The sequence below is a fragment of the Stenotrophomonas sp. YJH_SMC_94-11 genome, from assembly GCF_059370435.1.
The window spans coordinates 42,564-66,277 of sequence record NZ_JCAFTR010000005.1; the positions used below are offsets into that span (position 1 = coordinate 42,564).

General features: G+C 67.9%; 19 protein-coding genes. 8 read left to right on the top strand and 11 right to left on the bottom strand.

The window, feature by feature from the left end:
- Window positions 1–4: 4 nt before the first annotated feature.
- The gene (locus tag AC5P74_RS10625) at window positions 5–790 is read left to right on the top strand and encodes a YaiO family outer membrane beta-barrel protein (protein ID WP_005420769.1); all 786 of its coding nucleotides are present in this window, start codon (window positions 5–7) and stop codon (window positions 788–790) included.
- A 52-nt stretch (window positions 791–842) separates the two neighbouring features.
- Here AC5P74_RS10625 and ubiB read toward each other — a convergent pair whose 3' ends face one another.
- Both ubiB and AC5P74_RS10635 read right to left on the bottom strand, forming a co-directional pair.
- Window positions 843–2,498, bottom strand: coding sequence for a ubiquinone biosynthesis regulatory protein kinase UbiB (gene ubiB, locus AC5P74_RS10630; RefSeq protein ID WP_005420771.1), 1,656 nt, complete (start codon window positions 2,496–2,498; stop codon window positions 843–845).
- On the bottom strand, window positions 2,495–3,130 hold the full coding sequence (locus AC5P74_RS10635; protein ID WP_005420772.1) for a ubiquinone biosynthesis accessory factor UbiJ: 636 nt from the start codon (window positions 3,128–3,130) through the stop codon (window positions 2,495–2,497). Before AC5P74_RS10635 ends, ubiB begins: the two co-directional genes overlap by 4 nt.
- Window positions 3,131–3,596: 466 nt before the next feature.
- Between AC5P74_RS10635 and ddlA the strand changes: the two genes are divergently transcribed.
- Window positions 3,597–4,682, top strand: a complete 1,086-nt coding sequence (gene ddlA, locus AC5P74_RS10640; protein WP_206619863.1) for a D-alanine--D-alanine ligase — start codon at window positions 3,597–3,599, stop codon at window positions 4,680–4,682.
- Window positions 4,683–4,815: 133 nt separating this feature from the next.
- Here the strand turns inward: ddlA and AC5P74_RS10645 are convergent, their stop codons facing one another.
- The 3 genes from AC5P74_RS10645 to oleC form a co-directional block, all read right to left on the bottom strand.
- Window positions 4,816–4,971 (bottom strand): DUF1328 domain-containing protein, encoded by a 156-nt coding sequence (locus AC5P74_RS10645; RefSeq protein WP_005407633.1) that lies wholly within the window; start codon window positions 4,969–4,971, stop codon window positions 4,816–4,818.
- An 81-nt stretch (window positions 4,972–5,052) separates the two neighbouring features.
- Window positions 5,053–6,045 (bottom strand): 2-alkyl-3-oxoalkanoate reductase, encoded by a 993-nt coding sequence (gene oleD / locus AC5P74_RS10650; protein WP_346608213.1) that lies wholly within the window; start codon window positions 6,043–6,045, stop codon window positions 5,053–5,055.
- Complete coding sequence (gene oleC, locus AC5P74_RS10655) at window positions 6,042–7,700, bottom strand: olefin beta-lactone synthetase (RefSeq protein ID WP_346608212.1); 1,659 nt, start codon at window positions 7,698–7,700, stop codon at window positions 6,042–6,044. The genes oleD and oleC overlap by 4 nt, the downstream gene beginning before the upstream one ends.
- Before the next feature lie 104 nt (window positions 7,701–7,804).
- On the opposite strand from oleC, the gene AC5P74_RS10660 reads away from it, so the two are divergent.
- Entirely contained in the window at window positions 7,805–8,236 is a 432-nt protein-coding gene (locus AC5P74_RS10660) for a YkgJ family cysteine cluster protein (protein ID WP_005407630.1), read from the top strand.
- 76 nt (window positions 8,237–8,312) lie between these two features.
- Here AC5P74_RS10660 and AC5P74_RS10665 read toward each other — a convergent pair whose 3' ends face one another.
- From AC5P74_RS10665 to AC5P74_RS10680, 4 genes are all read right to left on the bottom strand, one after another.
- Complete coding sequence (locus tag AC5P74_RS10665; RefSeq protein WP_372485052.1) at window positions 8,313–9,203, bottom strand: alpha/beta fold hydrolase; 891 nt, start codon at window positions 9,201–9,203, stop codon at window positions 8,313–8,315.
- 140 nt (window positions 9,204–9,343) lie between these two features.
- Window positions 9,344–10,360, bottom strand: a complete 1,017-nt coding sequence (locus tag AC5P74_RS10670; protein ID WP_005420782.1) for a 3-oxoacyl-ACP synthase III — start codon at window positions 10,358–10,360, stop codon at window positions 9,344–9,346.
- Window positions 10,361–10,462: 102 nt separating this feature from the next.
- On the bottom strand, window positions 10,463–10,780 hold the full coding sequence (locus AC5P74_RS10675; RefSeq protein ID WP_005407628.1) for a DUF4156 domain-containing protein: 318 nt from the start codon (window positions 10,778–10,780) through the stop codon (window positions 10,463–10,465).
- A 195-nt stretch (window positions 10,781–10,975) separates the two neighbouring features.
- Window positions 10,976–13,825 (bottom strand): M16 family metallopeptidase, encoded by a 2,850-nt coding sequence (locus AC5P74_RS10680; RefSeq protein WP_346607772.1) that lies wholly within the window; start codon window positions 13,823–13,825, stop codon window positions 10,976–10,978.
- Window positions 13,826–14,241: 416 nt separating this feature from the next.
- On the opposite strand from AC5P74_RS10680, the gene AC5P74_RS10685 reads away from it, so the two are divergent.
- Both AC5P74_RS10685 and AC5P74_RS10690 read left to right on the top strand, forming a co-directional pair.
- Window positions 14,242–14,718: an XAC0231 family protein gene (locus AC5P74_RS10685; protein ID WP_346607771.1), complete on the top strand. Its 477-nt coding sequence runs from the start codon at window positions 14,242–14,244 to the stop codon at window positions 14,716–14,718.
- Between the two features lie 69 nt (window positions 14,719–14,787).
- Window positions 14,788–15,267 (top strand): tRNA (cytidine(34)-2'-O)-methyltransferase, encoded by a 480-nt coding sequence (locus tag AC5P74_RS10690; protein WP_049400563.1) that lies wholly within the window; start codon window positions 14,788–14,790, stop codon window positions 15,265–15,267.
- Window positions 15,268–15,652: 385 nt separating this feature from the next.
- Here the strand turns inward: AC5P74_RS10690 and AC5P74_RS10695 are convergent, their stop codons facing one another.
- Window positions 15,653–16,816, bottom strand: a complete 1,164-nt coding sequence (locus AC5P74_RS10695) for an acyl-CoA dehydrogenase family protein (protein ID WP_024956299.1) — start codon at window positions 16,814–16,816, stop codon at window positions 15,653–15,655.
- A 257-nt stretch (window positions 16,817–17,073) separates the two neighbouring features.
- Here AC5P74_RS10695 and AC5P74_RS10700 point away from each other — a divergent pair, with 257 nt between their 5' ends.
- Together AC5P74_RS10700 and AC5P74_RS10705 are read left to right on the top strand one after the other, a co-directional pair.
- On the top strand, window positions 17,074–18,750 hold the full coding sequence (locus AC5P74_RS10700) for an electron transfer flavoprotein-ubiquinone oxidoreductase (RefSeq protein ID WP_346607769.1): 1,677 nt from the start codon (window positions 17,074–17,076) through the stop codon (window positions 18,748–18,750).
- Window positions 18,751–18,815: 65 nt separating this feature from the next.
- Complete coding sequence (locus AC5P74_RS10705) at window positions 18,816–19,217, top strand: c-type cytochrome (RefSeq protein ID WP_053497753.1); 402 nt, start codon at window positions 18,816–18,818, stop codon at window positions 19,215–19,217.
- Here AC5P74_RS10705 and AC5P74_RS10710 read toward each other — a convergent pair.
- Window positions 19,211–22,810, bottom strand: coding sequence for an ATP-binding protein (locus AC5P74_RS10710; protein ID WP_346607768.1), 3,600 nt, complete (start codon window positions 22,808–22,810; stop codon window positions 19,211–19,213). The two genes, AC5P74_RS10705 and AC5P74_RS10710, sit on opposite strands and share 7 nt — an antisense overlap.
- 75 nt (window positions 22,811–22,885) lie before the next feature.
- Between AC5P74_RS10710 and AC5P74_RS10715 the strand changes: the two genes are divergently transcribed.
- Complete coding sequence (locus AC5P74_RS10715) at window positions 22,886–23,524, top strand: response regulator (RefSeq protein ID WP_005420808.1); 639 nt, start codon at window positions 22,886–22,888, stop codon at window positions 23,522–23,524.
- Window positions 23,525–23,714: the final 190 nt, after the last annotated feature.

The window sequence follows — 23,714 nt, forward strand, 5'->3', positions numbered from 1 at the left end:
CCCCATGCGATTGATCATCCGTGGCGCACTGCCGTGTGCCCTGCTGCTGGCTGTGTCCAGCGCCCACGCCGGCATCGACCGGGTCTCGGTGCAACTGGACCATGCCGACTACACCGACGGCTTCGGCAAGCGTGACGTACAGACCGTGGACGTGGCCGGCCGCAGCGGTGACAGCCGTTGGCACCTTGGCCTGGCCCATGGCGAACGCGACTACGGCAGCAAGCGCTTCGGCGGCAATCGCGTGCAGGGTTCGCTGCACCAGCGCTGGAGTCCTCGCGTCTCGACCCGCACTGCCTTCACTGCCTCCAACGATGACCCGGTATTCGTCAACCGCCAGGTCAACCAGGACCTGCAGTGGCACGTGGCACCGCAGACCGTGCTGAGCGTAGGCGGCAAGTACGCCCAGTACCATGCCGGTGCATACGTGAGCGGCTGGTCGGTGGGCGCAGCGCATTACTTCCCGCGCGTGACCGCCTCACTGCGCCACGAGCGGCATCGCCAGTCCAATGGGCCCGACGGCCATGGCACCACGTTGTCACTGCGCCTGAAGGATGCGCAGGGCCGTGGGTCGACCCAGCTGTGGCTGGGCAGCGGTACTTCCGGCTACACCGCCGATGCCGATCCGCTGCTGCTGCGCGAACACGATGCACGACGTGCCTTCCTGCGCCGCAGCCAGCCGCTGGGCGAGCATCTGGTGTTGGACATGGGCATCGGCAAGACCTGGCACCGGACGCGCCTGGACCGCTTCCAGAGCGTGCAGTCGCACCTGGGCCTGGGCTATCACTGGTAGAGCCGTGGCCGGTCGGCGGCGCGTGACGCCGCCGACTGTGGATCAACAGGGATCAGCGCCACCACGCGCGCGCCAGCGCCGCCGCGCCGACGGCACCAGACACCCAGCTCCACATCGGCAGGTCGCCCCAGTACCAGCCCGGTGGCTGCAGCACGTACATCAGCGCGGCGATGGCCAGCAGGCCGACGCCGGTGATCGCGCCGACCGCGCGCCTCTGCAGGCGCTGCACGCTGGCATCCAGCGCAACCAGATCGCGCGAGCGCATCGCCAGCTCGTGGCGCCCCTCCACCTGCTGGGTCAGCCAAGCGTGTACCAGGCGCGGCATGTCCGGCGCGTGGGTCATGATTTCCGGCAACCGCTTGCCGATCTCGCGCACCACCCGGCGTGGGCTGTAGCGCTCGCGCAGGATCTTCGCCAGCACCGGCTTGGCCACCGCCCAGATATCGATCTGCGGATCCAGCTGGCGGCCAACACCTTCGATGTTCAGCAGGGTCTTCTGCAGCAGGATCAGCTGCGGCTGCAGGGTCAGCTGGTAGCGCTGCGCCACGCGGAACAGCTTCATCAGCACTTCGGCCAGCGAGATCTGCGACAGCGGGCGGGTGAAGTACGGCTCGCACACCGAACGCACGGCCGCTTCCAGATCATCGATGCGTACGTGATCGGGCATCCACCGCGCCTGCACGTGCAGTTCGGCGATGCGGCGGTAATCGCGGTTGAAGATGGCCATGAAGTTCTCAGCCAGGTAGTACTGATCCTCCTGCGACAGCTGGCCCATGATGCCGAAGTCCAGCGCGATGAATCGCGGGTTGGCGCGGCGGCCCGGATCGGTGTCGACCCAGATGTTGCCGGCGTGCGCATCGGCATGGAAGAAGTTGTCGCGGAACACCTGGGTGTAGAAGACCCGCACGCCCTTGGCGGCCAGTGCCTTGCGGTCGATGCCCGCCTTGTCGAGCGCGGCGATGTCGTCGGACGGAATGCCCCACACGCGCTCCAGGGTCAGCGCGCGCTCGGCGGTATGGCTCCAGATCACTTCCGGCACGTACAGGTCGTCGCTGTTCTCCCAGAAGCGGCGCAGCACGCTGGCATTGGCGCCTTCGCGCTGCAGGTCCAGCTCGGCGGCGAGGGTGTTCTCGACTTCGGCCACCACTTCGCGCGGTCGGATCTTGTCGGCACGCGGATGGGTACGCTCGACCAGCGCGGCCAGCGAGTTGAGCAGGGCGATGTCGGCATCGATCTGCTTCTCGATGCCGGGGCGCAGTACCTTGACCACCACCTGGCGGCCATCGGCCAGCGTGGCCGCATGCACCTGCGCGATCGAAGCCGAGGCCAGTGGTTCGGTATCGAAGCTGGCGAACGCCTCGCTGACCGGCAGGCCAAGCGCTTCCTCGACAATGCGGCGCGCAGTGTCACCGTCGAACGGCTTGACCCGGTCCTGCAGCAGGGTCAGCTCATTGGCCACATCCGGCGGCACCAGGTCGCGGCGTGTGGAGAGGATCTGGCCGAACTTGACGAAGATCGGGCCGAGATCCTGCAGCGCCAGGCGCAGGCGCGCACCGCGCGACTGTGCGGCGATGTCGGCCGAGGCACGCGGCACGAACGGCTTGGCCAGGCGCAGCCAACGCTCGGCCGGCGTGCCCTGCAGCAGATCGTCAAGGCGGTAACGCAGGATCACCCGGCCGATGCGGCTCGCCCGCAGCACGGCCTTCATGCGGCACCCCGCAGGCGCTGCACGCGCGCGCCAAGACGCTCGACGTCATCGCGCAGCACGTCCACATCATCATGGAAGGCATCCAGTTCGGCGCGCGGCACCACGTCGCGCGATTCCTCGGTGATGAATTCGGCGGCGCTGTGGGCCAGGTCGATCGCCCCCTGGCGCGCGTGCTGCAGGGCGCTGCGCAGGGTGTTGGCGACCTGCACGCCCAGTACCTCGCCGAATACGCTGACGAAGGGCTGCTGCCAGTCCGGGTCGAAGCCCTTGGCCAGCTGCTGCAGGCGCCGCGCCAGTTCGGCGTCACCGGCCACGCGTACACGGCCTTTGTTGTTGGACTCGCCGCGCCGTGCGTTGGCCAGCAGCGGCAGCTGCGCCAGCACGCCGGCCAGGCTGCTGCGCACGGCCAGGTCGGCTTCCTGCGCATCCACCGGGCCGACCCGCAGCTGGTCGCCGTCGACGCTGATGCGCATCGCCAGCGACGGCGCTTCCAGGGTCAGGTCGATGTGCCGGCCATCGAGGCTGGCCAGGGCATGGCGGGTATCCGGATCCAGCGCCAGCGCGCGGTTCAGGGCGATCTGCAGGGCGCGGCCAGCGACCGGCTTGAGGGACTTGAGCAGGGAAAGAGCCATGGGCGCATTCTACCTGCGTGGGTGGGGGGCTTGGGCCGGGCTACCGCCCGGCACCCGCGGTAGTGCCGGCCGCTGGCCGGCAACCTCAACACCAACAGCAACAGCATGCATTCCGTGGGTTGGCGGGATGGGTCCGGTTGCGGGAGACGCCGTAAACCCATCCGTGGGGGCTTGGCCGCGGCATCCATGCCGCGGACACTCCCGCAACCGGACCCACCCCGCCTTCGACAGATTCCTGTCGTCTGTGGGGTCGGATCCCGTTGCTGCGCAACGGGCTCTGATCCCAATGCTGATGGGATCTGGCGTTGGTAGATGCCGACCTTGGTCGGCGCTGGATTTCCCGGGGGCCAGCCAAGGTCGGCCCCTACCCGAGCCGGCGGCCCGGCGGTTCATCCGTGCCTCACCCGAGCGGCGATGGAAGGTTCATGCTGTACGGCCACGCAACGCACAGGACATCGCATTCCCCATGGCACGGACCCGGGTCGGCATCATCTTCGGGGGCAAGTCTTCCGAGCACGAAGTTTCACTGCAGTCGGCGAAGAACATCCTCGATGCGCTTGATCGCGAGCGCTTCGAGCCGGTGCTGGTCGGCATCGACAAGCAGGGCCAGTGGCATCTGAGCGAGCCTGCGACCTTCCTGCTCAATGCCGATGATCCGGCACGCATCGCGCTGCATCGCTCCGGCCAGTCGCTGGCGGTCCTTCCCGGTGCCGAGCAGGCACAGCTGCAGCCCTCCGATGCGGCCAGCGTGCTGGGCCAGATCGATGTGGTGCTGCCGATCGTGCACGGGCCTCTGGGCGAGGACGGTGCGCTGCAGGGCCTGCTGCGCATGGCCAACCTGCCCTTCGTCGGTTCGCCGGTATTGGGCTCGGCAGTGGCGATGGACAAGGACGTGACCAAGCGCCTGCTGCGCGACGCCGGGCTGCAGGTGGCGCCGTGGCTGTGCATCCGCCGCCACCAGGTGGCGGAAGTGGATGTCGATGCGGTGATTGCCCAGCTTGGCCTGCCGCTGTTCGTGAAGCCGGCCAACCAAGGCTCGTCGGTAGGCGTGAGCAAGGTCAAGGATGCGGCGGGCTTTGCCGAAGCGCTGGCATTGGCGCTGCGCTACGACCACAAGGTGCTGGTGGAATCGGCGGTGATCGGCCGCGAGATCGAGTGCGCGGTGCTGGGCAACGAACATCCGCAGGCCAGCCTGTGCGGCGAGGTGGTGGTGCACGACGAGTTCTACGCCTACGACACCAAGTACATCAACGCCGATGGTGCCGAAGTGGTGGTACCCGCGGATATCGATGCTGCAACCCAGGCACGCATCCAGCAGATCGCGCTGCGGGCCTATCAGGCGCTGGAGTGTGCCGGCATGGCGCGCGTGGATGTGTTCCTCACTGCGGGCGGCGACATCATCATCAACGAGGTCAACACGCTGCCGGGCTTCACCCGCATCAGCATGTACCCGAAGCTGTGGGGTGCCAGCGGCGTGGACTACACCACGCTGATCACCCGCCTGATCGAGCTGGCGCTGGAGCGCCATGCGGCGGACCGAGCGCTTCTGTAGAGTCCAGCCATGCTCGACTCTACAGAAGGTGCGCCGATCAAGGTCGGCACCTACCAGGCGATAGTGTGCTGATCAAGGTCGGCACCCACCTGGAAGCGGCGTGCCGGTCGATGACCGGCACGCCCTGCAGTTTCTATCCGCGCTTGCGGAACATCGAGATCACCGCAAGGATCAGGAACACCACGAACAGGATCCAGGCGATGTTGGTTGCGGCGCCGGCGATTCCGGAGAAACCCAGAACAGCGGCGATGATGGCGATGACAAAGAAGATGATGGCGTAGTGCAGCATGGCGCTCCTCGCGGGTGGTCGAGCCTTGGATGGCGTGGGTCCATCCTCCCGATCCTGCGGTGTGCAACCAGTGACGGCGATCTATGCAGCAGATGAAGCCTTCAGCCTGCGCAGCCCCTCTTCGATGCTGACCTGCGGCACGTAGCCGAAGTCACGGCGCGCCGGTTCCATGCTGTACCAGTGCGGCGTGCACAACTGCTCGGCCAGGAAGCGGGTCAGCGGCGGCTCGCCACGCAGGCGCAGCAGCGGCCACAACCGCTCGCAGACAGCGCCGATGCGGTAGGCGGTCTTGAAGCTGATCGCCTTGTCCACGGTTGGTGCGCCAACAGCGGCCAGCAGCTTGTTGACCAGCTCGCGCATCGGCAGCGGTTCGCCGTTGGAAATGAAGTAGGCCTTGCCCGCACACGCAGCGCCCGGCGCCAGTGCCTCGAAGGCGAGGAAGTGCGCGAGTGCGGCGTTGTCGATGTAGGTGGTGTCCACCCTGTTGTCGCCATCCCCCACCAGGCGCAGGCGGCCCTGCCGCGCACGCTCGGCCAGCCTCGGCACCAGCTGCTGGTCGCCCGGGCCCCAGATCAGGCGCGGGCGCAGTGCCACCGTCGCCAGCGACGCATCGTTGGCGGCCAGCACGCGCTGTTCGGCGATTGCCTTGGTAGCCGCATACGGCGCCTGGAAATCTTCGCCGTACGGCACCTCGTCAGCCCCGAGGCCTTCCACCGGGTGCGTGGCACGATGGGTCACGCTGGGCGTTGAGGTGTAGACCAGCCGGTTGATGCCGTGCGCGCGGCAGGCGGCGATGACGTTGTCGGTGCCGACCACGTTGGCCTGGTGGTAGCTCTCATAGCTGCCCCACGCACCGGCCTTGGCGCCGTTGTGGAACACCGCATCGACGCCGGCCACCGCATGCAGCACCGCCTGCGCATCGGCCAGATCGCCGCGGATCTGGCCCACGCCCATGGCCTGCAGTTCCGGGTAGTGGCTGCGGTTGAACGCCAGCACCTGGTGGCCACGCTCGACCAGCCCGCGGCACAGCGCCTGCCCAAGGAAACCACCGCCACCGGTGACCAGGATCTTCATGCGCGCTTCTCCAGTTCGGCGCTGGCCCAGACGGCGAGCTTCTCGCGGCCGATCTTGGCGTTATGACGGATATCGACGGGGAACGAAGGGTGTACCAGGAAGTGCTCCAGCCCGGCTCCGGCCAGGCATGCGGCGGCCTTGGCACGCAGCGCTTCCTGCAGTGCCGGGCTGTCGGACCGGCCACGCTGCAGCTCCACGCACAGCACCGGCACCTGCGCACCGGCGGCACCCACGCCAACCAGCGCAGTGCGCGCCACGCCGGCCACGGTGTTGAACATCGGCTCGACCTGCTCGGTGTACAGCGGCCCGTGCGCGGTTTCCACGCGCTGCGTCTTGCGCCCGCAGAACCACAGGCGGCCCTGCACATCGAAATAACCAACGTCGCCCATGCGATGCACCACGCGGGTGCTGCCATCGGCCAGCGTCTCGCGGATCTTCGCGGCGGCGGTGGCCTGCGGGCGGTTGAAGTAACTGTCGGTGGCGGTCGGCCCGGCCACGGTGATCTCGCCCACCTCGCCGGTGGCCAGCACACGTGCCTGCGACCAGTCGGCCAACGGTGCGTCGTCGATGGCGATGATGCGCACCTCGTTGGGGGCCACCACGTTGCCCACGCAGGTGCCGGCACCGGCCTCGGTCGCCGCGCGGGTGCGCTCCAGTTCGCGGCCTTCGACCACCGCCACCGGCAGGCACTCGGTGGCGCCATAGGGAGTCCAGAACTGCGCATCGGCCGGCAGCAGGCTGCGGATGGTGGCGACCACGTCCGGCGGCACCGGTGCCCCGGCCGAGGTCACCCGGGTCACCGTCGGCAGTGGCCGCCCGTGCCGGGCCAGCACCCGCATCAGCGCTGGCGAGCCGAACAGCTGGGTTACGCCGAAGCGCTGGATGGCATCGTGCAGGCGTCCCGGGTCGGCCTGCGCCGGCCGCGTCGGGTCCATGTCCGGGATCACCGAAGTCAGGCCCAACGCCGGGTCGAACAGCGCGAACGGTGGGAAGGTCGGCAGGTCCACCCCACCCGCTTCCATGCCGAAGGCACTGCCCAGCAACTGGATCTGGCCGACGAAGTGGCGGTGGCGGTAGACCACGCCCTTGGGCACGCCGGTGGAGCCGCTGGTGAACAGGATCGCCGCCATGTCCTCGCCATCGGTATCGGCCAGCATGGCCCCCCCCTTGGCACCGGCACGTTCCAGCGCGGCCAGGCTTGTACCGCCCCAGCCGAGGCGGCGGCCGACCGTCACCAGCCGGGTGGCCGACGGCGCCCAGCGCAGCACCAGCCGCGCCACATGCGCCAGCGGAATGCCGATGAAGGCCTGCGGCTGCGCCTCGTCCAGGCACTGCTTCAGCGCGCGCCGGTCGATGCCCGGATCGACCAGCACCGGCACTGCGCCCAGCTTGAACAGCGCGAACATCAGCAGGAAGAACTCCGGAGAAGGCCGCACCATCACCACCGTGCGCACGCCACGGCCGATCCCGTAGCCGGCCAGGCCGGCGGCCATGGCATCACTGCGGGCGTCCAGCTGACGGTAATCGAGGGTGACATCGTAGGCGGCCATGCCGTTGCCGGCGCCGCGGCGGCCCGGGCAGCGGATGGCGATCTGGTCGGGGCGTTCACGCGCCAGTTCAGGCAAACGGGCCGCAATGTTGCAGGGTCGGTTCATCCGTTCATTGTCGCCGCTTACGGAATTTCTTGCGCGGCGGCCCACTTCGTGGAAAATCCGCACCCTCGTTCCCGATTCCGACTGCCGCCCGAGGCGGCTTGCCCATGCAACATCCCTGCATGACCTGCGGCGCCTGCTGCACCCAGTACCGCGTGGCCTTCCACTGGATGGAATCGGACGAGGTCACCCCCGGCGGCGTGCCGCACCAGCTTACCGAGGTGCTGGACCCGCATCGCCTGTGCATGCGCGGCACCCATTCCAAGCCGGTGCGCTGCGTCGCGCTGGATGCGCAGATCGGCGTGTATTCACGCTGCACGATCCACCCCAACCGGCCCAGCGTGTGCCGTGAGGTGGATGCATCGTGGGAATACGGCAAGGCCAGCCCGCAGTGCGACAAGGCGCGCATTGCCTATGGCCTGGATCCGCTGACGCCGGCCGACTGGCGTTGGCGCGATGACGCCGACAATGACGACGATCATCCGGACGACAACGGCAACAGCCCGTCCTCGCCACCACAGGCGCCGGTCGCCGCATAATCCGGTGTGCCGACCAACGGTCGGCACCCACCCATACCTTCCACTTGTGGGTGCCGACCGTTGGTCGGCACACCGCTCAGATCGGGTTCTTGTCCAGGAACGCGCGGATCTCCGGCACCAGCACGTCCTGCTTGTCTTCCAGCACGTAATGCCCGGCATCCTCGAAGGCATGCACCTGGGCCTGCGGCAGCGCGGCCTGGAAGCCCTTCAGGAAATGATGGTCGAACACGAAGTCGCGCAGGCCCCAGCCGAGGAAGGCGGGACGGTCGGCGAACGACGGCAGCGCCTTGCCGGCGCGTTCCAGCAGCGACCAGGCCTTGTCGGCCGGCGACAGCGGGATGTCCTGCATGAAGCGGATGGTGCTGATGCGGTTGGCCCAGCTGTTGTACGGCGACACGTAGGCGCGGCGCACATCGGCCGGCATCTTCCGCTCCACGCCCAGCCACGAGGCACCGGACGAGAACGCGTTGAAGGTGCGGATGATCCACTCGCCGATCTTCCAGTGGCGACCCAGTGCGATCTGCCACGGCATCTTCTTTGCCGGCGGCATCGGGAAGGCAGCGGTGTTGAGCACCACCAGGCGCTTCACCTGCTCGTGGTGCGACAGCGCCCAGCCGAACCCGATCATGCCGCCCCAGTCGTGCACGGCCAGGGTCACCGGGCCGGTGATGCCCAGGTGCTTCAGCAGCGCATCAAGATCGTCCACGCGCGACTGCAGCGTGTACTCATAGCGGCTGTCGTCCGGCTTGTCCGACAGGCCCATGCCGATGTGGTCCGGCACGATGCAGCGGTAGGTGTCCGACAGGCCGGCCACCAGCGTGCGCCAGTAGTAGCTCCACGACGGGTTGCCGTGCACCATCACCACCACCTCGCCATCGCGCGGGCCCTCGTCGAGATAGTTCATCGACAGGCCGGGGCGGACCTCGAAGCGCTGCGGGTGGGCGGGGTAACCGGGAAGATCGCGCATGCGGAGCACCTAAGGAGAGTCGCGGCGCAATGTAGAGCCGAGCCGATGCTCGGCTGCTCTCCGGTCCGCTGCGGAAGAGCCGCGCTGCGCGCGTGAGCCGAGCATGGCTCGGCTCTACAGGAGGTCGGGCAACGGGCTGCTTACCAGACCACTTCAGCCATCGAGCAGTTCAGGCCCGAGCCAATACCCAGAAGCGCGATGCGATCGCCCTTCTTCAGCTTGCCCAGCTGCTTGAGCTTGCTCAGCACGATCGGCACCGAGGCCGGGCCGATGTTGCCGTGCTCGCCGAAGATGGTCATGACCTTCTTCGGGTCGATGCCGAAGTTCTTGATGAACGCGGCGGTGTGCGGCTGGCTGACCTGGTGGATCACGAACTGGTCCAGCTCCTCCACGGCCCAGCCGAGTGCGATCTTGGCGGCGCTGAAGGTCTTCTGCGCCAGCTTGATGCCTTCGATCAGCAACAGGCGGGTGTCGGTGACCATGCGGTCCAGGTTGCCCAGGCACAGCTGGTTCCACTCGGTGGCCGAGCGGGTCACGCCGCCCTTGTAGCGCGGCGCGTCCGGCACCAGCTCCGCGCGCGCCATCACCATCGCGGCGGCGCCCGACCCGGTGGTCAGCGCGGCCAGCTCGTTGCGGAAGTCATCGGCGGTGACGTCCGGGGCGGTCATGCGCTCCAGGGTCTTCTCGTACACCAGATTGGCGGTCTCGCCGTCCACCACCAGCGCGTAGTCGATATCACCGCGCTCGATCATGCGCGCCGCGATGTCCATGCCGTTGATGAAGGCCAGGCAGGCGTTGGCGACGTCGAAGGTCATGCATTCGTCGCTGACACCGAGGTTGCCCGACACGATCGAGGCCGTGGACGGCTCCAGGTAGTCGCGGCTGACCGAGGTGTTGACCAGCAGGCCGACCTGGGTCGCGGTGATGCCCGCGTCTTCCAGTGCCTTGCGGCCGGCCATGGTGGCGGCGTCCGACGCCAGCACGCCGTTGTCCCACAGGCGGCGGGCGTGGATGCCGGCGATGTCGCCGAGCACATCGGTGCGGATACCCAGGCGATCCAACGTCGGCTGCAGGCGTTCGTTGATTTCCTTGGTCGTCAGCGTATGCGGTGCGTCGACGTGTGCCAGGCCGGCGATCGAGACATTCTTGAAGAGCATCGAGGTTAGCGCCAAGGCTCAGGCAAAAGGGGGCGCTATTCTATAACCCCCGCGCTTTCACCGCATCTTTACGAATTCAGCCTCGGCCGTATGGTGAAGCGTTCAGCGCGGCGGGCACTGGAACGCGGCGAAGCGCTGGCTGCCATCGGCGGGGGCCGCAGCGGCCTGGACGGCATTGGCGCCGGCGCTCGGGGCCTCGTTGCGGGCCAGGGTTTCCAGCTCTTCCTGCACCCGCAGCGGGTTGCGGTTGTAGAAGCCGACCTTGCTCTTCACGGTGACCACCACCTCGCCCTTGGCGATGCAGCCGGCCGGAACCGGCCCTGCCGGCAGCACGCGGGTTGCCTTGCCGGCCGGTTCGATCGGCACCCAGGTACAGGCGGTGACGGTGAGCAGCAGGGAGGAAAGCAGCAGAACGCGCATGGGCAGATCCTGGAAGGGTATGGGGGGATTCTGCCTGAACAGCCTGAATCGGGGGTAGCCGGGCCGGAGCCCAGGTAGCGCCGGGCCATGCCCGGCGAGCGCACAGCGCGGCATGGCTGGCCGCCGGAAAGCCGCCGGGCATGGCCCGGCGCTACCACGGGAGACCTGCCCGCCGGGGGCGGGCAGGCACATCCCTTATTTCTTGACCGGGTTGCCTTCGGCGTCGATCACCGTCACCTCGCCCAGGTTCAGCGCGCGCACGGCCGCTTCGGTCTGCTTGAGGTCACCCACCACCACCCAGGTCAGGGCCTGCGGCTTGATCTCTGCGGCGGCCTGCTGCACCTGCGCCGGGGTCATCGCTTCGATCTCGGCCTTGCGCCGCAGCACGTAGTCGTCCGGGCGCTTGAACTGCACGATCGAACCGATGGTCGACGCCACCGCACTGGCGGTCTCGTAGGCACCGGGCAGGCTCAGGGTCTGGATGTTGCGGATGCGGTTGACCTCGGCAGCGGTGGCCGGCTTGCTGCCATCGGCGAACGCGGCGATTTCCTTGCGCATTTCCGCCAGTGCCGGGCCGGTCTTGTCGATCTGCACCGGCGCGCTGGCCATCCACGGGCGCTGGCCCACCGAATTGACCGCGCTGCTGCGCGCACCGTACGACCAGTGCTTGTCCTCGCGCAGGTTCATGTTCAGGCGCGAGGTGAAGTCGCCGCCGATCACGCCGTTGGCGATGTCGAAGCGGGTCGAACTGGTGGCGCTGGAAGGTGCCACCACCTGGCCGGCGAACAGGTTGGCCTGTACCGCGCCCGGCTGGTCGATCAGGAACACGCGCGGGCCCTTCGGCAGCGCAACGTCGGTGGCCGCCTTCACCTGCGGGGCCTCGCCACTGGCCTTCCAGTCGCCCAGCTGCTTGTCCAGCAGCGGCACGATCTCGGCCAGGGTGGTGTCGCCGACCACGATCAGGGTGCCGTTCTGCGGGCGCAGCCAGTCGTGGTGGAAGTCGACCAGGTCCTCGCGGGTCAGGCCGTTGATCGCCGCCTCGTCACCGCTACCGGTAAACGGAATGGCATACGGGTGGCCCTTGCCGTACAGCAGCGGGGGCAGCACGCGCATCGCCACCGCACCCGGGTTGACCTTCTCCTGCTGGATGCCAGCGATCCAGCTCGCCTTGACCCGGTCGATCTCGCCCTGCTCGAAGCGCGGCTCGCGCAGCAGGTCGCGGTACAGCGCCAGCGACGGCACCAGGTTTTCCTTCAGCGCCGACAGGTCCACGCTCATCGAGTCCAGGCCGGCCGAAGCATCCAGGCTGGCACCCAGTGCGTCGGCGGCATCGGCGAAGGCCAGCGAGCCGAGCTTGCCGGCGCCTTCGGTCATCAGGCTCATGGTGAAGTTGGCGGTGCCCGGCTTGCGGCCCTGGTCGGCGCTGAAGCCGCCCGGGAACTGGTAGCTGAACTGCACCACCGGAATTTCATGGCGTTCGGCCAGGATCACCTGGGTGCCGTTCTTCAGCGTGGCGCGCTGCAACGCCGGGAACTTCAGCTGCGGGAACTCGCGGGTCTGCGGCACGCCCGCCTTGCGGTCGACCTGCTCCGGCAGGGTGCTGTACTTGGGGTCCACTGCCGGCACGGTGAAGGGCTTAGGCGCCTGGCTCGGGTCTTCCTTCAGCGCCACGCGCTCACCCGGTGCGATCACCAGGGTATGACTGCCCTTGTCCAGCCACTGCGCGCCCAGCCGGCTCAGATCAGCAGCACTGGCCTTCTCGATGTTGGCCAGCGAGGTGCGGAAGCAACCCGGGTCGCCGGTGAACACCGCGCACTCGGCCAGTGCGTCGGCCTTGCCGCCGAAGCCACCGATGCGCTCGATGCCGCGGATGAAACCGGCGCGTGCACCGGTCTTGGCGCGCTCCAGTTCGGCCGCGGTCGGGCCCTGCTTGATCAGCCGGTCCAGTTCCTCGTCGATGATCTTCTCGACCTTGGCCGGGTCCTGGCCCTGCTTGACCGTCGCCATGATCACGAAGTTCGAGCCCAACTGCGAGGTCGACAGGCCCGACGCGATGCTGTCCACCAGCTTGTCCTGGTGCTGCAGGCGCTGGCTCAGGCGCGAAGACTTCGCACCGCCGAGCACCTGCGCGAACAACTGCAGCTGATCGACCTCGGTGGTGCCGACCTGCGGTACGTTCCAGGCACGGTAGATGCGCGCCTGCGGCACCTTGTCGGTCATCGTCTCGCGCGTGTCGGCACTGCGCTTGGCCACGTTCACCGCCGGCTGCGCCATGGTCGGGCCGGCCGGGATGCTGCCGAAGTACTTGGCGACCTTTTCCTTGGCGGTGGCCAGGTCGATGTCGCCGGCCAGCACCAGCACCGCATTGTTCGGGCCGTACCAGGTGCGGAACCAGGTCTTCACGTCATCCAGGGACGCCGCGTTCAGATCGTTCATCGACCCGATCACGCCGTGGTGGTACGGGTGGCCCACCGGGTACAGCGCCTTGTTGAGCTGGTCCCAGGCCTGGCCGTAGGGCTGGTTCTCGCCCTGGCGCTTCTCGTTCTGCACCACGCCACGCTGCTCGTCCAGCGCGGCCTGGTCGATCGCACCGACCAGATGGCCCATGCGGTCCGATTCCATCCACAGTGCCATGTCCAGCGCGGTGGTCGGCACGTTCTCGAAGTAATTGGTGCGGTCGGTGTTGGTGGTGCCGTTCTGGTTGGTGGCACCCACCTGCTTGAACGGCTCGAAGAACTCGCCATCGTGGTTTTCGCTGCCCTGGAACATCAGGTGTTCGAACAGGTGCGCGAAGCCGGTACGGCCAGCCGGCTCGTCCTTGCTGCCCACGTGGTACCAGACGTTGACCGCAACGATCGGCGCCTTGCGATCGGTATGCACGATCACGCGCAGGCCGTTGGGCAGGGTGAACTGCTCGTACGGGATATCGACCTTGGCCGGTGCCGCCGCCTTGGCGGCGAGCGCATGGGTGGGCGCGAGCGTGCCCAGGGCGGTGCTGAGGGCGACGGCCAGCAGTGCAGCGCGCGGGCGAAGGGCGAGAGACATATCCGGATCCTTGGTCACGAAGGTGAACCCCGATCCTAGCCTGCACACGCGACAGCCGGAATCGGTCGCCAGTCACTGGGGGTGTTTGCCCAGATGGCCATCCAGTCCGATGCCCACGGGCGCTCTTGAAACGTCACAGACGCCGGCTGAAGGCGTCCGGACAGTGTCCGCGGCTTATCGAATGGACAGGTGTCCGCCCACCGGACACTTTCGGGACCACATAAAAGCCTTGCAAATCAATAACTAAAAGTTGGCACGCGGATTGCTTGGTACTTCCTGCGCCAGGAAGGGCTTCAGACAAAAGCTGACTGAAGACTGAATGGATGCAGGAAATAGAAAATTTCTCTTGCATGCCCAGAATTGGTGTACTACCTTACTACCACACCACTGCTCACCAACACTAAACAGGCCCCGTCATGAACGCCAAGACCATTGCCATCGCCATCGCCCTGATCGCCGGCACCGCGGTTGTTTCGTCGGTGCAGGCCTCCGAATCCATCAAGACCCTGGCCACCGTGCAGGTTCGCCCGGCCGCCGACCAGCTGGCCCAGCAGGCCTGGGAACAGGCCAGCGGCATCCCGACCCTGGCCACCGTGGAAGTGCGCCCCAGCGCCGACCAGCTGGCTGAGCGCAACGGCTACGCCGCCGCCCCGGTCGCCGCCGCGATGCCGATCACCACCCTGGCCTCGGTGGAAGTGCGCCCGAGCCTGGAACAGCGCGTCGCCCTGGCCGCCGAACTGGAAGCCCAGCGCTACGCCGCCACCCTGGCTGCCGCTGCCACCAACGTCGCCAACTCGGTCATCGTCAACCTGCCGGCCCTGCAGGTGCGCCCGAGCGCCGCCGACCTGCAGGCCCTGGCCACCGAAACCGCCCAGGTCCTGCTGCGCCCGTAACCGGTGCCGCCCTGCCCCGTGCAGGGCGTGCGCCGTAAAGGCGGCGGTCGTCGCAGGTACACTGCGCCGATGAATGCCGCGCCCCAGTTCCACGTGATCCTGTTCCAACCGGAAATCCCGCCCAACACGGGCAATGTGATCCGGCTCTGCGCCAACACCGGCGCGCAGCTGCACCTGGTCGAGCCACTCGGCTTCGCACTGGAAGACAAGCAGCTCAAGCGCGCCGGCCTGGACTACCACGAGTACTCGCGCCTGCAGGTCCACCCCGACCTGGACACCGCGCTGGCGCGGATCGCACCAAAGCGGTTGTTCGCCCTGAGTACGCGTGCCAGCGTCCGCTATGACAGCGTGGCCTTCGAAGACGGTGATGCGTTCCTGTTCGGCCCGGAAAGCCGTGGCCTGCCGCAGGAGGTGCTCGATGCCCTGCCCGACGGCCGCCGCCTGCGCCTGCCGATGCGGCCGGACAACCGCAGCCTCAATCTTTCCAACACCGTTGCGGTGGTGATGTACGAGGCGTGGCGGCAGCATGGGTTTGCCGGTGGGGCGTAGCTCCACGCGTCTCTCTTCTGCCTGATTGGTGCTGTGGCGGGCGCATGCGTTCATGGCGTTACTTTTCTTTCCACGCGGAAAGAAAAGTAACCAAAAGAAACGCGCCGCCGTCTGCGAGCCGGTGCTGCGCACCGGTACCCTGCGCTCCTCGGCCCGCCGGGGAACGGCGCGGAACTCGCTGCGCTCAGACACCCGCGCCTCTTCGCCCCCGTCGGTCCTGTGGTGCTCGGCTCGCTTCAAGGCGGACCCAACAGCCGCGCGGTAGATCCACGCCATGCGTGGATGCCTTCCGCCTGAATCAATCAGGAGTGGGCGCCCTTGCGTTGCCCGGGGCGCGTGCACCCTACCTGGCAATGACGGCCAGCGGCCGGCACTACCGGTGCACTCAGAACGCGTTGATGCCGGTCAGTTCCCGGCCGATCACCAGCTGGTGCACGGTCTCGGTGCCCTCGTAGGTGATCACCGATTCGAGGTTCAGCGCGTGGCGGATCGCCACGTGCTCGGTGGTGATCCCAGCCCCACCGAGCAGATCGCGACACTCGCGGGCGATGTCGATCGCCATGCGGCAGTTGTTCCATTTGGCCAGGCTGACCTGCTGCGGTTGCAGCTGGCCGGCTTCCTTCAGCCGGCCCAGCTGCAGCGCCAGCAACTGCGCGGTGGTGATCCGGCGGGCCATCTCGGCCAGCTTGATCTGCGCGCTCTGCGTGGCGGCCAGCGGGCGACCGAACAGCACGCGCTCCTTGGCATAGCCAAGTGCTTCATCCAGGCAGGCAATCGCCGCACCGATCGGCCCCCAGCTGATGCCGTAACGGGCCTGGGTCAGGCAGCCCAGCGGCCCCTTCAGGCCCTTCACGTTCGGCAGGCGATGGCTGTCGGGCACGCGCACGTCATCGAAGAACAGCGCGCCGGTCAGCGACGCGCGCAGGCTCATCTTGTGCTTGATCTCCTGCGTCGTGAAGCCGGCCATGCCCTTTTCCAGCACGAAGCCCTGGATGCCGTCCTCGGTCTGCGCCCAGACGATGGCCAGGTCGGCCACCGGGCCGCTGGTGATCCACATCTTGCTGCCGCTGATGCGCCAGTCGCTGCCGTCGCGCACCGCGCGGGTCTTCATGCTGGCCGGGTCGGACCCACCGTGCGCCTCGGTCAGGCCGAAGCAGCCGATCAGTTCGCCGCGTGCCATCGCCGGCAGCCACTGCTGGCGCTGTTCCTCGCTGCCGTACGCGTAGATGGGATACATGCACAGCGAGCTCTGCACCGAAACGAAGCTGCGCAGGCCCGAATCGCCGCGCTCCAGCTCCTGGCAGATCAGGCCATAGCTGACCGCGCCGAGACCACCGCCGCCGTACTCGGTCGGCAGGGTCGCGCCCAGCAGGCCCAACGAGGCGATCTCAGGCACCAGTTCATCGGGGAAGCGGGCCTGGTCGAAGGCATCGCCGATGATCGGCAGCACGCGCTCGTTGGTGAAGCGGGCGACGCTCTCCTGCACTGCGCGCTCTTCCTCGTTGAGCAGGGAACGGACATCGAACAGATCGTACGGATGCAAAGCCATGGCACTCACACGCAGTCAGGACCCGGCCATTGTCGGTCATCCGGGCAGAGCGTGCCGACCAAGGTCGCCACCCACCAGAGATGCACAGCTACGCTGCATCGCAGCAATCATGAGGTGAACATCGCCGATCTAGCTCGATCACGCGCGGCCCGGTACCCTGACACATTCAAACAACCGTTTCGCCCGTGGCCGCACGCGCGATTCCCAGGCACCGCCGGTGGCCCCGATGCCGGCCCTACCCACGAGTCATGCAATCGATGAGCGCTGAAGCCAACGCCCTGCCCCCGCGTGAAGTAATGGAGTTCGACGTGGTGATCGTCGGCGCCGGCCCCGCCGGCCTGGCCACCGCGATCCGCCTGCGCCAGCGCGCGCTCGAAGCCGGCCGCGAGCTGTCGGTGTGCGTGCTGGAGAAGGGCTCCGAACCGGGCGCGCACGTGCTGTCCGGCGCGGTGATGGATCCGCGCGCGCTGACCGAGCTGTTCCCGGACTGGGCCGAGCGCGGCGCACCGCTGAAGCAGAAGGTCACCCGCGACGAATTCCTGTTCCTCAGCGAGACCGGCGCGCGCAGCACCCCCAATGCGCTGCTGCCGGAGTGCTTCCACAACGAAGGCAACTACATCATCAGCCTGGGCGAAGTGACCCGCTGGCTGGCGCAGCAGGCCGAGGCGCTGGAGGTTGCGATCTTCCCGGGCTTCGCCGCTGCAGAAGTGCTGTACGGCGACAACGGCGAGGTGATCGGCGTGGCCACCGGCGACATGGGCATCGAGAAGGACGGCAGCATCGGTCCGGCCTTCGAGCGTGGGATGGCGCTGCACGCCAAGTACACGATCTTCGCCGAAGGTGCGCGCGGCCACCTCGGTCGCCAGCTGATCGCCCGCTACAAACTGGACGAAGGCAAGGACCCGCAGGCCTACGGCATCGGCATCAAGGAGCTGTGGCAGATCGACCCGGCCAGGCATGAGCCGGGCCTGGTGGTGCATGCGGCTGGCTGGCCGCTGGACGGCGACACCTACGGCGGCGCGTTCCTGTACCACGCCGACGGCGGCAAGGTCGCCATTGGTTACGTGGTCGGCCTGGACTACAAGAACCCGTGGCTGAGCCCGTTCGAGGAGTTCCAGCGTTTCAAGACCCATCCCTCCATCCGCAAGCACCTGGAGGGCGGCACCCGCATCGGTTACGGCGCCCGTGCGATCACCGCCGGCGGCCTGCTGTCGCTGCCGAAGACGGTGTTCCCCGGGGGGGCGCTGGTCGGCTGCGAGGCCGGCTACCTCAACGCCAGCCGCATCAAGGGCAGCCATGCCGCGATCAAGACCGGCATGCTGTGCGCCGACGCCGCGTTCGACGCGCTGGCCGCCGATCGCCAGCACGATGAACTGAGCGCCTACCCGAAGGCGTTTGAAGCCAGCTGGCTGTTCACCGAACTGCAGCAGGCCAAGAACTTCAAGCAGTGGTTCAAGAAGGGCCAGACCGTTGCCACGCTGATGACCGGCGTGGAGCAGTGGCTGCTGCCGAAGCTGGGCGTGCGCAACCCGCCGTGGACCCTGCACCGCACCCAGCCGGACCACGCCTGCCTGGAGCCGGCGTCGCAGCACACCCGCATCGCCTACCCCAAGCCCGATGGCGTGCTGACCTTCGATCGTCTCAGCTCGGTGTTCCTGAGCAGCACCAACCACGACGAGAACCAGCCCAGCCACCTGACGCTGAAGGATCCGAGCATTCCGGTGAAGGTGAACCTGGCCGAGTACGCCGGTCCCGAAGCCCGTTACTGCCCGGCCGGCGTGTACGAGTTCGTCGGCGACGCCGGCGACGCGCGCCTGCAGATCAACGCGCAGAACTGCGTGCACTGCAAGACCTGCGACATCAAGGATCCGACCCAGAACATCGTCTGGGTGACCCCGCAGGGCGGCGGCGGCCCGAACTACTCGGGCATGTGATCGCCCCGGGCTGCGACCGCGTGTCGCAGCCCGGCCGCTCCACCGCACCGCTATCCTGCCCGCCCATGCGTGCCTCCCGCCTGCTCACCACCGTTGCCGTGGCCCTGCTTGCCACGGCCTGCCAGCGCCCGCCTGCGGCGCCGGCGACGCCCGAACAGGCCCGCCAGCAGGCCATGCAGCGCGCGTTTGAACTGTGCGCCGGCTGCCACACCGTGCAGCCTGGCGGCATCCACCGCTTCGGCCCCAACCTGCACGGCGTGATCGGCCGTCGCGCCGGCAGCCTGCCCGATTACGGCTATTCCGACGGCATGCGCCGCGCCGACATCACCTGGAGCGCGCAGACTCTGGACGCGTTCCTGCAGTCGCCCACCCACGTGGTGCCCGGCACGCGCATGTACAACGCCTTTCCCAGCGCCGAACGCCGCGCGCTGGTGATCGCCTACCTGCAACAGCAGTCGGCTCAGTGAGCCAGTCGCTGCAGCTGATGCTGCAGCCGTGCCACAAACGCCGTTACAGCGGCGAATACCGGTGCCGGATCGGCCTCGGTCGCATCCTGCAGGCGCTCGACCAGCGCGTTGGCCTGCCCGGCCAGTGCGCTTGCCCCGATCGCCCCCAGACCGCCCGCCTGGCGATGCAGGTGGAGCGCCGCAGTCTCGCGGTCACCGGCCCGCACGGCGCGCTGCACCGCCGCCAGATCACTTTCACTGGCCTGCAACAGGCTGTCGCGCAGCTGCTCGGCCACGGCACGCGAGCCATAGCGCTGCTGCAGGGTGGCCAGATCAGGCAACACTTCAGCGTCGTCGGCGACAGTCTCCTGCACCGGCGCATCGAATGACTGGCCCTGTGCCTGCGGCAGCCAGCGCAGCAGCGCGGTGCGCAGCGTGGCCAGCGACAGCGGCTTGGCCAGCACCTCGTCCATGCCGGCTTCGCGGCAGCGGCGCGCATCGTCGTCCAGCACGCTGGCGGTCAGCGCCAGCACCGTCAGCCGCGGCTGGCCGGTACGGCCCTCGCGCTCGCGCAACAGGCGGGTGAAACCGAAGCCGTCGAGTACCGGCATGCGGCAGTCGGTAATGACCAGGTCGAAGGCCTCCGATGACAAGCGGTCCAGTGCCTGCTGGCCATCGCCCAGCAGCACATGGGGTACGCCCAGCTGCTGCAGCCGCCACGCCATCATCGCCTGGTTGGTCGGGTGGTCCTCGATCACCAGCACGCGTGCCTCGCGCAACGCCGGCGGCAGCAGCGCCGCCTGCTCCTGCTCCGCAACCAGCGCTTCAACGTCACCCCTGCCTGCCTCCACCAGCGCCAGCCGCACCTCGGCGCGGGTGCCCTCGCCCAGCGTGCTGTGCAGCTCCAGCTCGCCGCCCATCATCTGCACCAGGCGCTGGCAGATGCTCAGGCCGAGGCCGGTACCACCATGGTCGCGCTGGATGTAGGCACCGGCCTGGGTGAACGGCGCAAACAGGTGCTGCAGCTGTTCCGGTGCGATTCCGATGCCGGTGTCGGTGACGCTCAGGCACAGCGGCTGGCTGCCGTCGTCGGCGGTCGGGCCCAGTACCTCCAGCTGCAGCCGCACTTCGCCGCGCGCAGTGAACTTGATGGCATTGCTGAGCAGGTTGAACACGATCTGGCGCAGGCGCACGCCATCCACTTCGTGCGCTGCCGCCAGCTGAGGGTCGATCTGCACATGCAGCTCCAGCCCGCGTGCACTGGCCTGCGCCGACATCAACCGGCACACGCTTTCCAGCAGCGGCCGCAGCGGTTGCGGCACCGGCTCCAGGCGCAGTGCACCCGCTTCCAGCCGCGAGTAATCGAGGATGTCGTCGAGGATCTGCCGCAGCATCTGCGCCGAATCCTCGATCACGCCGAGGATGCGCTGCTGCTCGCTGTCCAGCGGTGAGTGTGCCAGCACCTCCAGCATGCCCAGCACGCCGCTCATCGGCGTACGGATCTCGTGGCTCATCGTGGCCAGGAAACGCGATTTGGCCTCAGCGGCCTGCTCGGCGTCCGCCTTCGCCGCCGCCAGTGCATCGGCCTGCATCCGCGCCTCGCTTACATCCACCCAGTACCCGCTCCAGATCACCGCGCCTTCTTCGGCGGCGTAGGGATGGGCCTGGCTGCGCACCCAGCGCACGCCTTCGCCGTCGCTGCGCAGGCGGAACTCCAGGATCAACGGCGCGAACTGGTGCGCGGCTTGCTCGATGGAATGCAGGATGCGCGCGCGGTCCTCCTGCTCGACGCGTTCCAGCAACACCCTCGCATCCTGTTCGGCCTGCTGACGGGTGATACCGAACAACGCAGGCAGGTCGCCGGCGATGAACGGGAAGCTCAGCGTGCCATCGGCATCGCGACGGGCCTGGTAGACCACCGCCGGCAGGTTGTCGGTCACCTCGGCCAGGCGCTGCTCCAGCTGGCGGCGTCCTGCCACCTCACGGCGCAGCCGCCAATGGCCCACGCCATGCACCAGCAGTGCGGTCAGCAGCACCATCAGCACGGGCACGCCCCACCGCAGCAGATTGCTCCAGTCGACCCCATTGCGGTACTCCACCGCCAGCCAGGCGCTGCGCAACGCCTCGCGCTTGCGTGGGGTCATCTGCAGCAGCAGGCGATCGAAGGTCGTGGCCAGGGCCGCATGGCGGCGATCCACTGCCAGCGCCAGCTGGTCGTTGAAACCGGCCGGAGCCGCGACCTGCATCCGCCCCGGGAAACGGCTGCGCAGCAGGTGATCGACCACGGCAAGGTTGCCCACATAGGCATCGGCTTCACCCTCAAGCAGGCGCTGCAGCGCCTGCTCGGCACTCCGCGCAGCAATGATCCGGGCCTGCGGCGCCTGTTGCTGCACATAGCCACGCACGCGCTCCGGGTCGGACAGCAGCACGCGCTTGCCCTGCAGGTCGGCCAGGCCCAGCAGCGATTCGCCATCGCTCCTGACCACAATCACGTTCGGCACGCTGATGAAGGGCTGGCTGAACACCCAGTCCGGGCCCAGGTAGCGCGAATCAACGGGTATGCCCATCACCGCCTGCAGTTCACCGCGGCGGGCCTTCTCACGCACCTCGTACCAGTCGTGGCTGTTCTCGACCTTCAGGTTGGCGCCGGCCTGCATCAGGCGCTGCAGGTACTCGCTGGCCAGGCCACTGGGCCGGCCATCCTCGCCGGTGAACGACAGGGGCGCGGCATTCGGCGCGAAACCGATCATCAGCGGCTGCTCCAGCACACGCTTCTCGGCCTGGCTCAGCGCCAGCTGCGCCGATGCCGACCAGTGCGGCGGTGACAACCAGCGTTGTGCGAGGGCATCGCGCTGGGCCTGGCTGGTCGCGGCCAGCGCCAGGTCCAGGGCTTCGGCCAGGGGTTGCTTGCTGTTGGCAATGCCGAAGTGCAACCGTTCGGGGGGCAGGTCGCTCGGCCGCAACAGCGCCACGCCCTGCAGGCGCCGGCTGGCAATCAGCTCGGTGGCGACGAAGGCATTGCCGATGTAGACGTCCGCTTTGTCGTCTATGACCATCTGCAATGCGCTCAACGTGTCGTTTGCGACAAGCTGGCGGGCACGCGGGAATCGGGCGCGCACCTGCGGACCGGTCAGGAAGTCCTGTTCGATCACCACCCTCAGCCCATCCAGGTCCGGCATGTCGGAGGCACGCAGGTCATCGGGCCGGCCCACCAGAGCGAGCGGCGCCTCACTGTAGGCCGCGGTATAGACCATGCAGCGGGTGCGGTCGGCACTGAGGCCGACATTCATCACCACGTCGATCTCGCCACGACATGCCGCATCCAGCACGGATGTCCAGTCCGGATAGCGGCGCGCCTCGACCTTCACACCGAGCTGGCGAGCAAGATGCGACAGGTAGTCCGGTCCCAGCCCGACCTGCTCGCCATCACGGAGGGACTCGAAGGGCGGCCAGCCGCTGTCATACTGCCCGACAACGATGGTCGGATGCGCCACCAGGTATTCGCGCTGCAATGGGCTGAGCGGCAGCAGGCCAGGGGCCGGCTGTGCCTGGGCCACGGGCATCGCCAGCACCGCCAGCAGCAGGAGCAGCCCGCGAACAGCCCACCTACGCATCTGCGTCGATCTCCTAGAATCCTGCCAGGGACCGCGATGGTCGCGGTCCGGCGTGCCCGATGGCCATACTAGAGCATGAGCTTGCGCATCATCATCGCAGACGATCACCCCGTGGTCCGTATCGGTACCCGCGCCGTCATCGAGTCGAGCGGCGTCGGCCGCGTGGTCGGCGAGGCCGACAGCGCGCAGGCGCTGATGACCCTGCTCGCCAGCCAGCCCTGTGACCTGCTGGTCACCGACTACTCCATGCCGGGCAGCCCGCAGGCCGACGGCTTCGCCATGATCGGCATGATCCGCCGCCGCCATCCCGACCTGCCGGTGCTGATGCTCAGCGTCTCCAGCAACCTGGCGATCCTGCGCATGGTGCTCGACAGCGGCGTGCTCGGCCTGGTCGACAAGAGTTCGTCGATGGACGAACTGCCACAGGCCATCCAGTCGGTCTATCGCGGCCAGCCCTACATCAGCCGCAGCCTGCGCGAGCGGGTGGAAGCGGCCGGCAGCTGGCGCATGCGCGAGGGCGACGGCAAGCCGCTGTCCCCGCGCGAGGTGGAGGTGCTGCGCTTGCTCGGCACCGGCATGACGGTAAAGGAGATTTCGCTGCTGCTGCACAAGAGCGTCAGCACCATCAGCCGGCAGAAGGGCGATGCGATGCTCAAGCTGGGGCTGAAGGGCGATGCCGAATTGTTCGACTATCTGCGTGACGGGAAAATCTGAGACGCGATTCACATAATAGCCCCGGCAATAATGCGAGGTCGAAGGAGTCGACCGGCGCATGTCCAGCCGCCAGCCGCGTCACCGTGGAGACGCGGGCCGCCAGTTCGCCGCGGTGCGGTGCAGAGCGCGCCTGACGTGCTGCGGCCGCAGCAGGTGACCCCGCAGGAGCAGGCGCGGCAGGCCCAGAAAG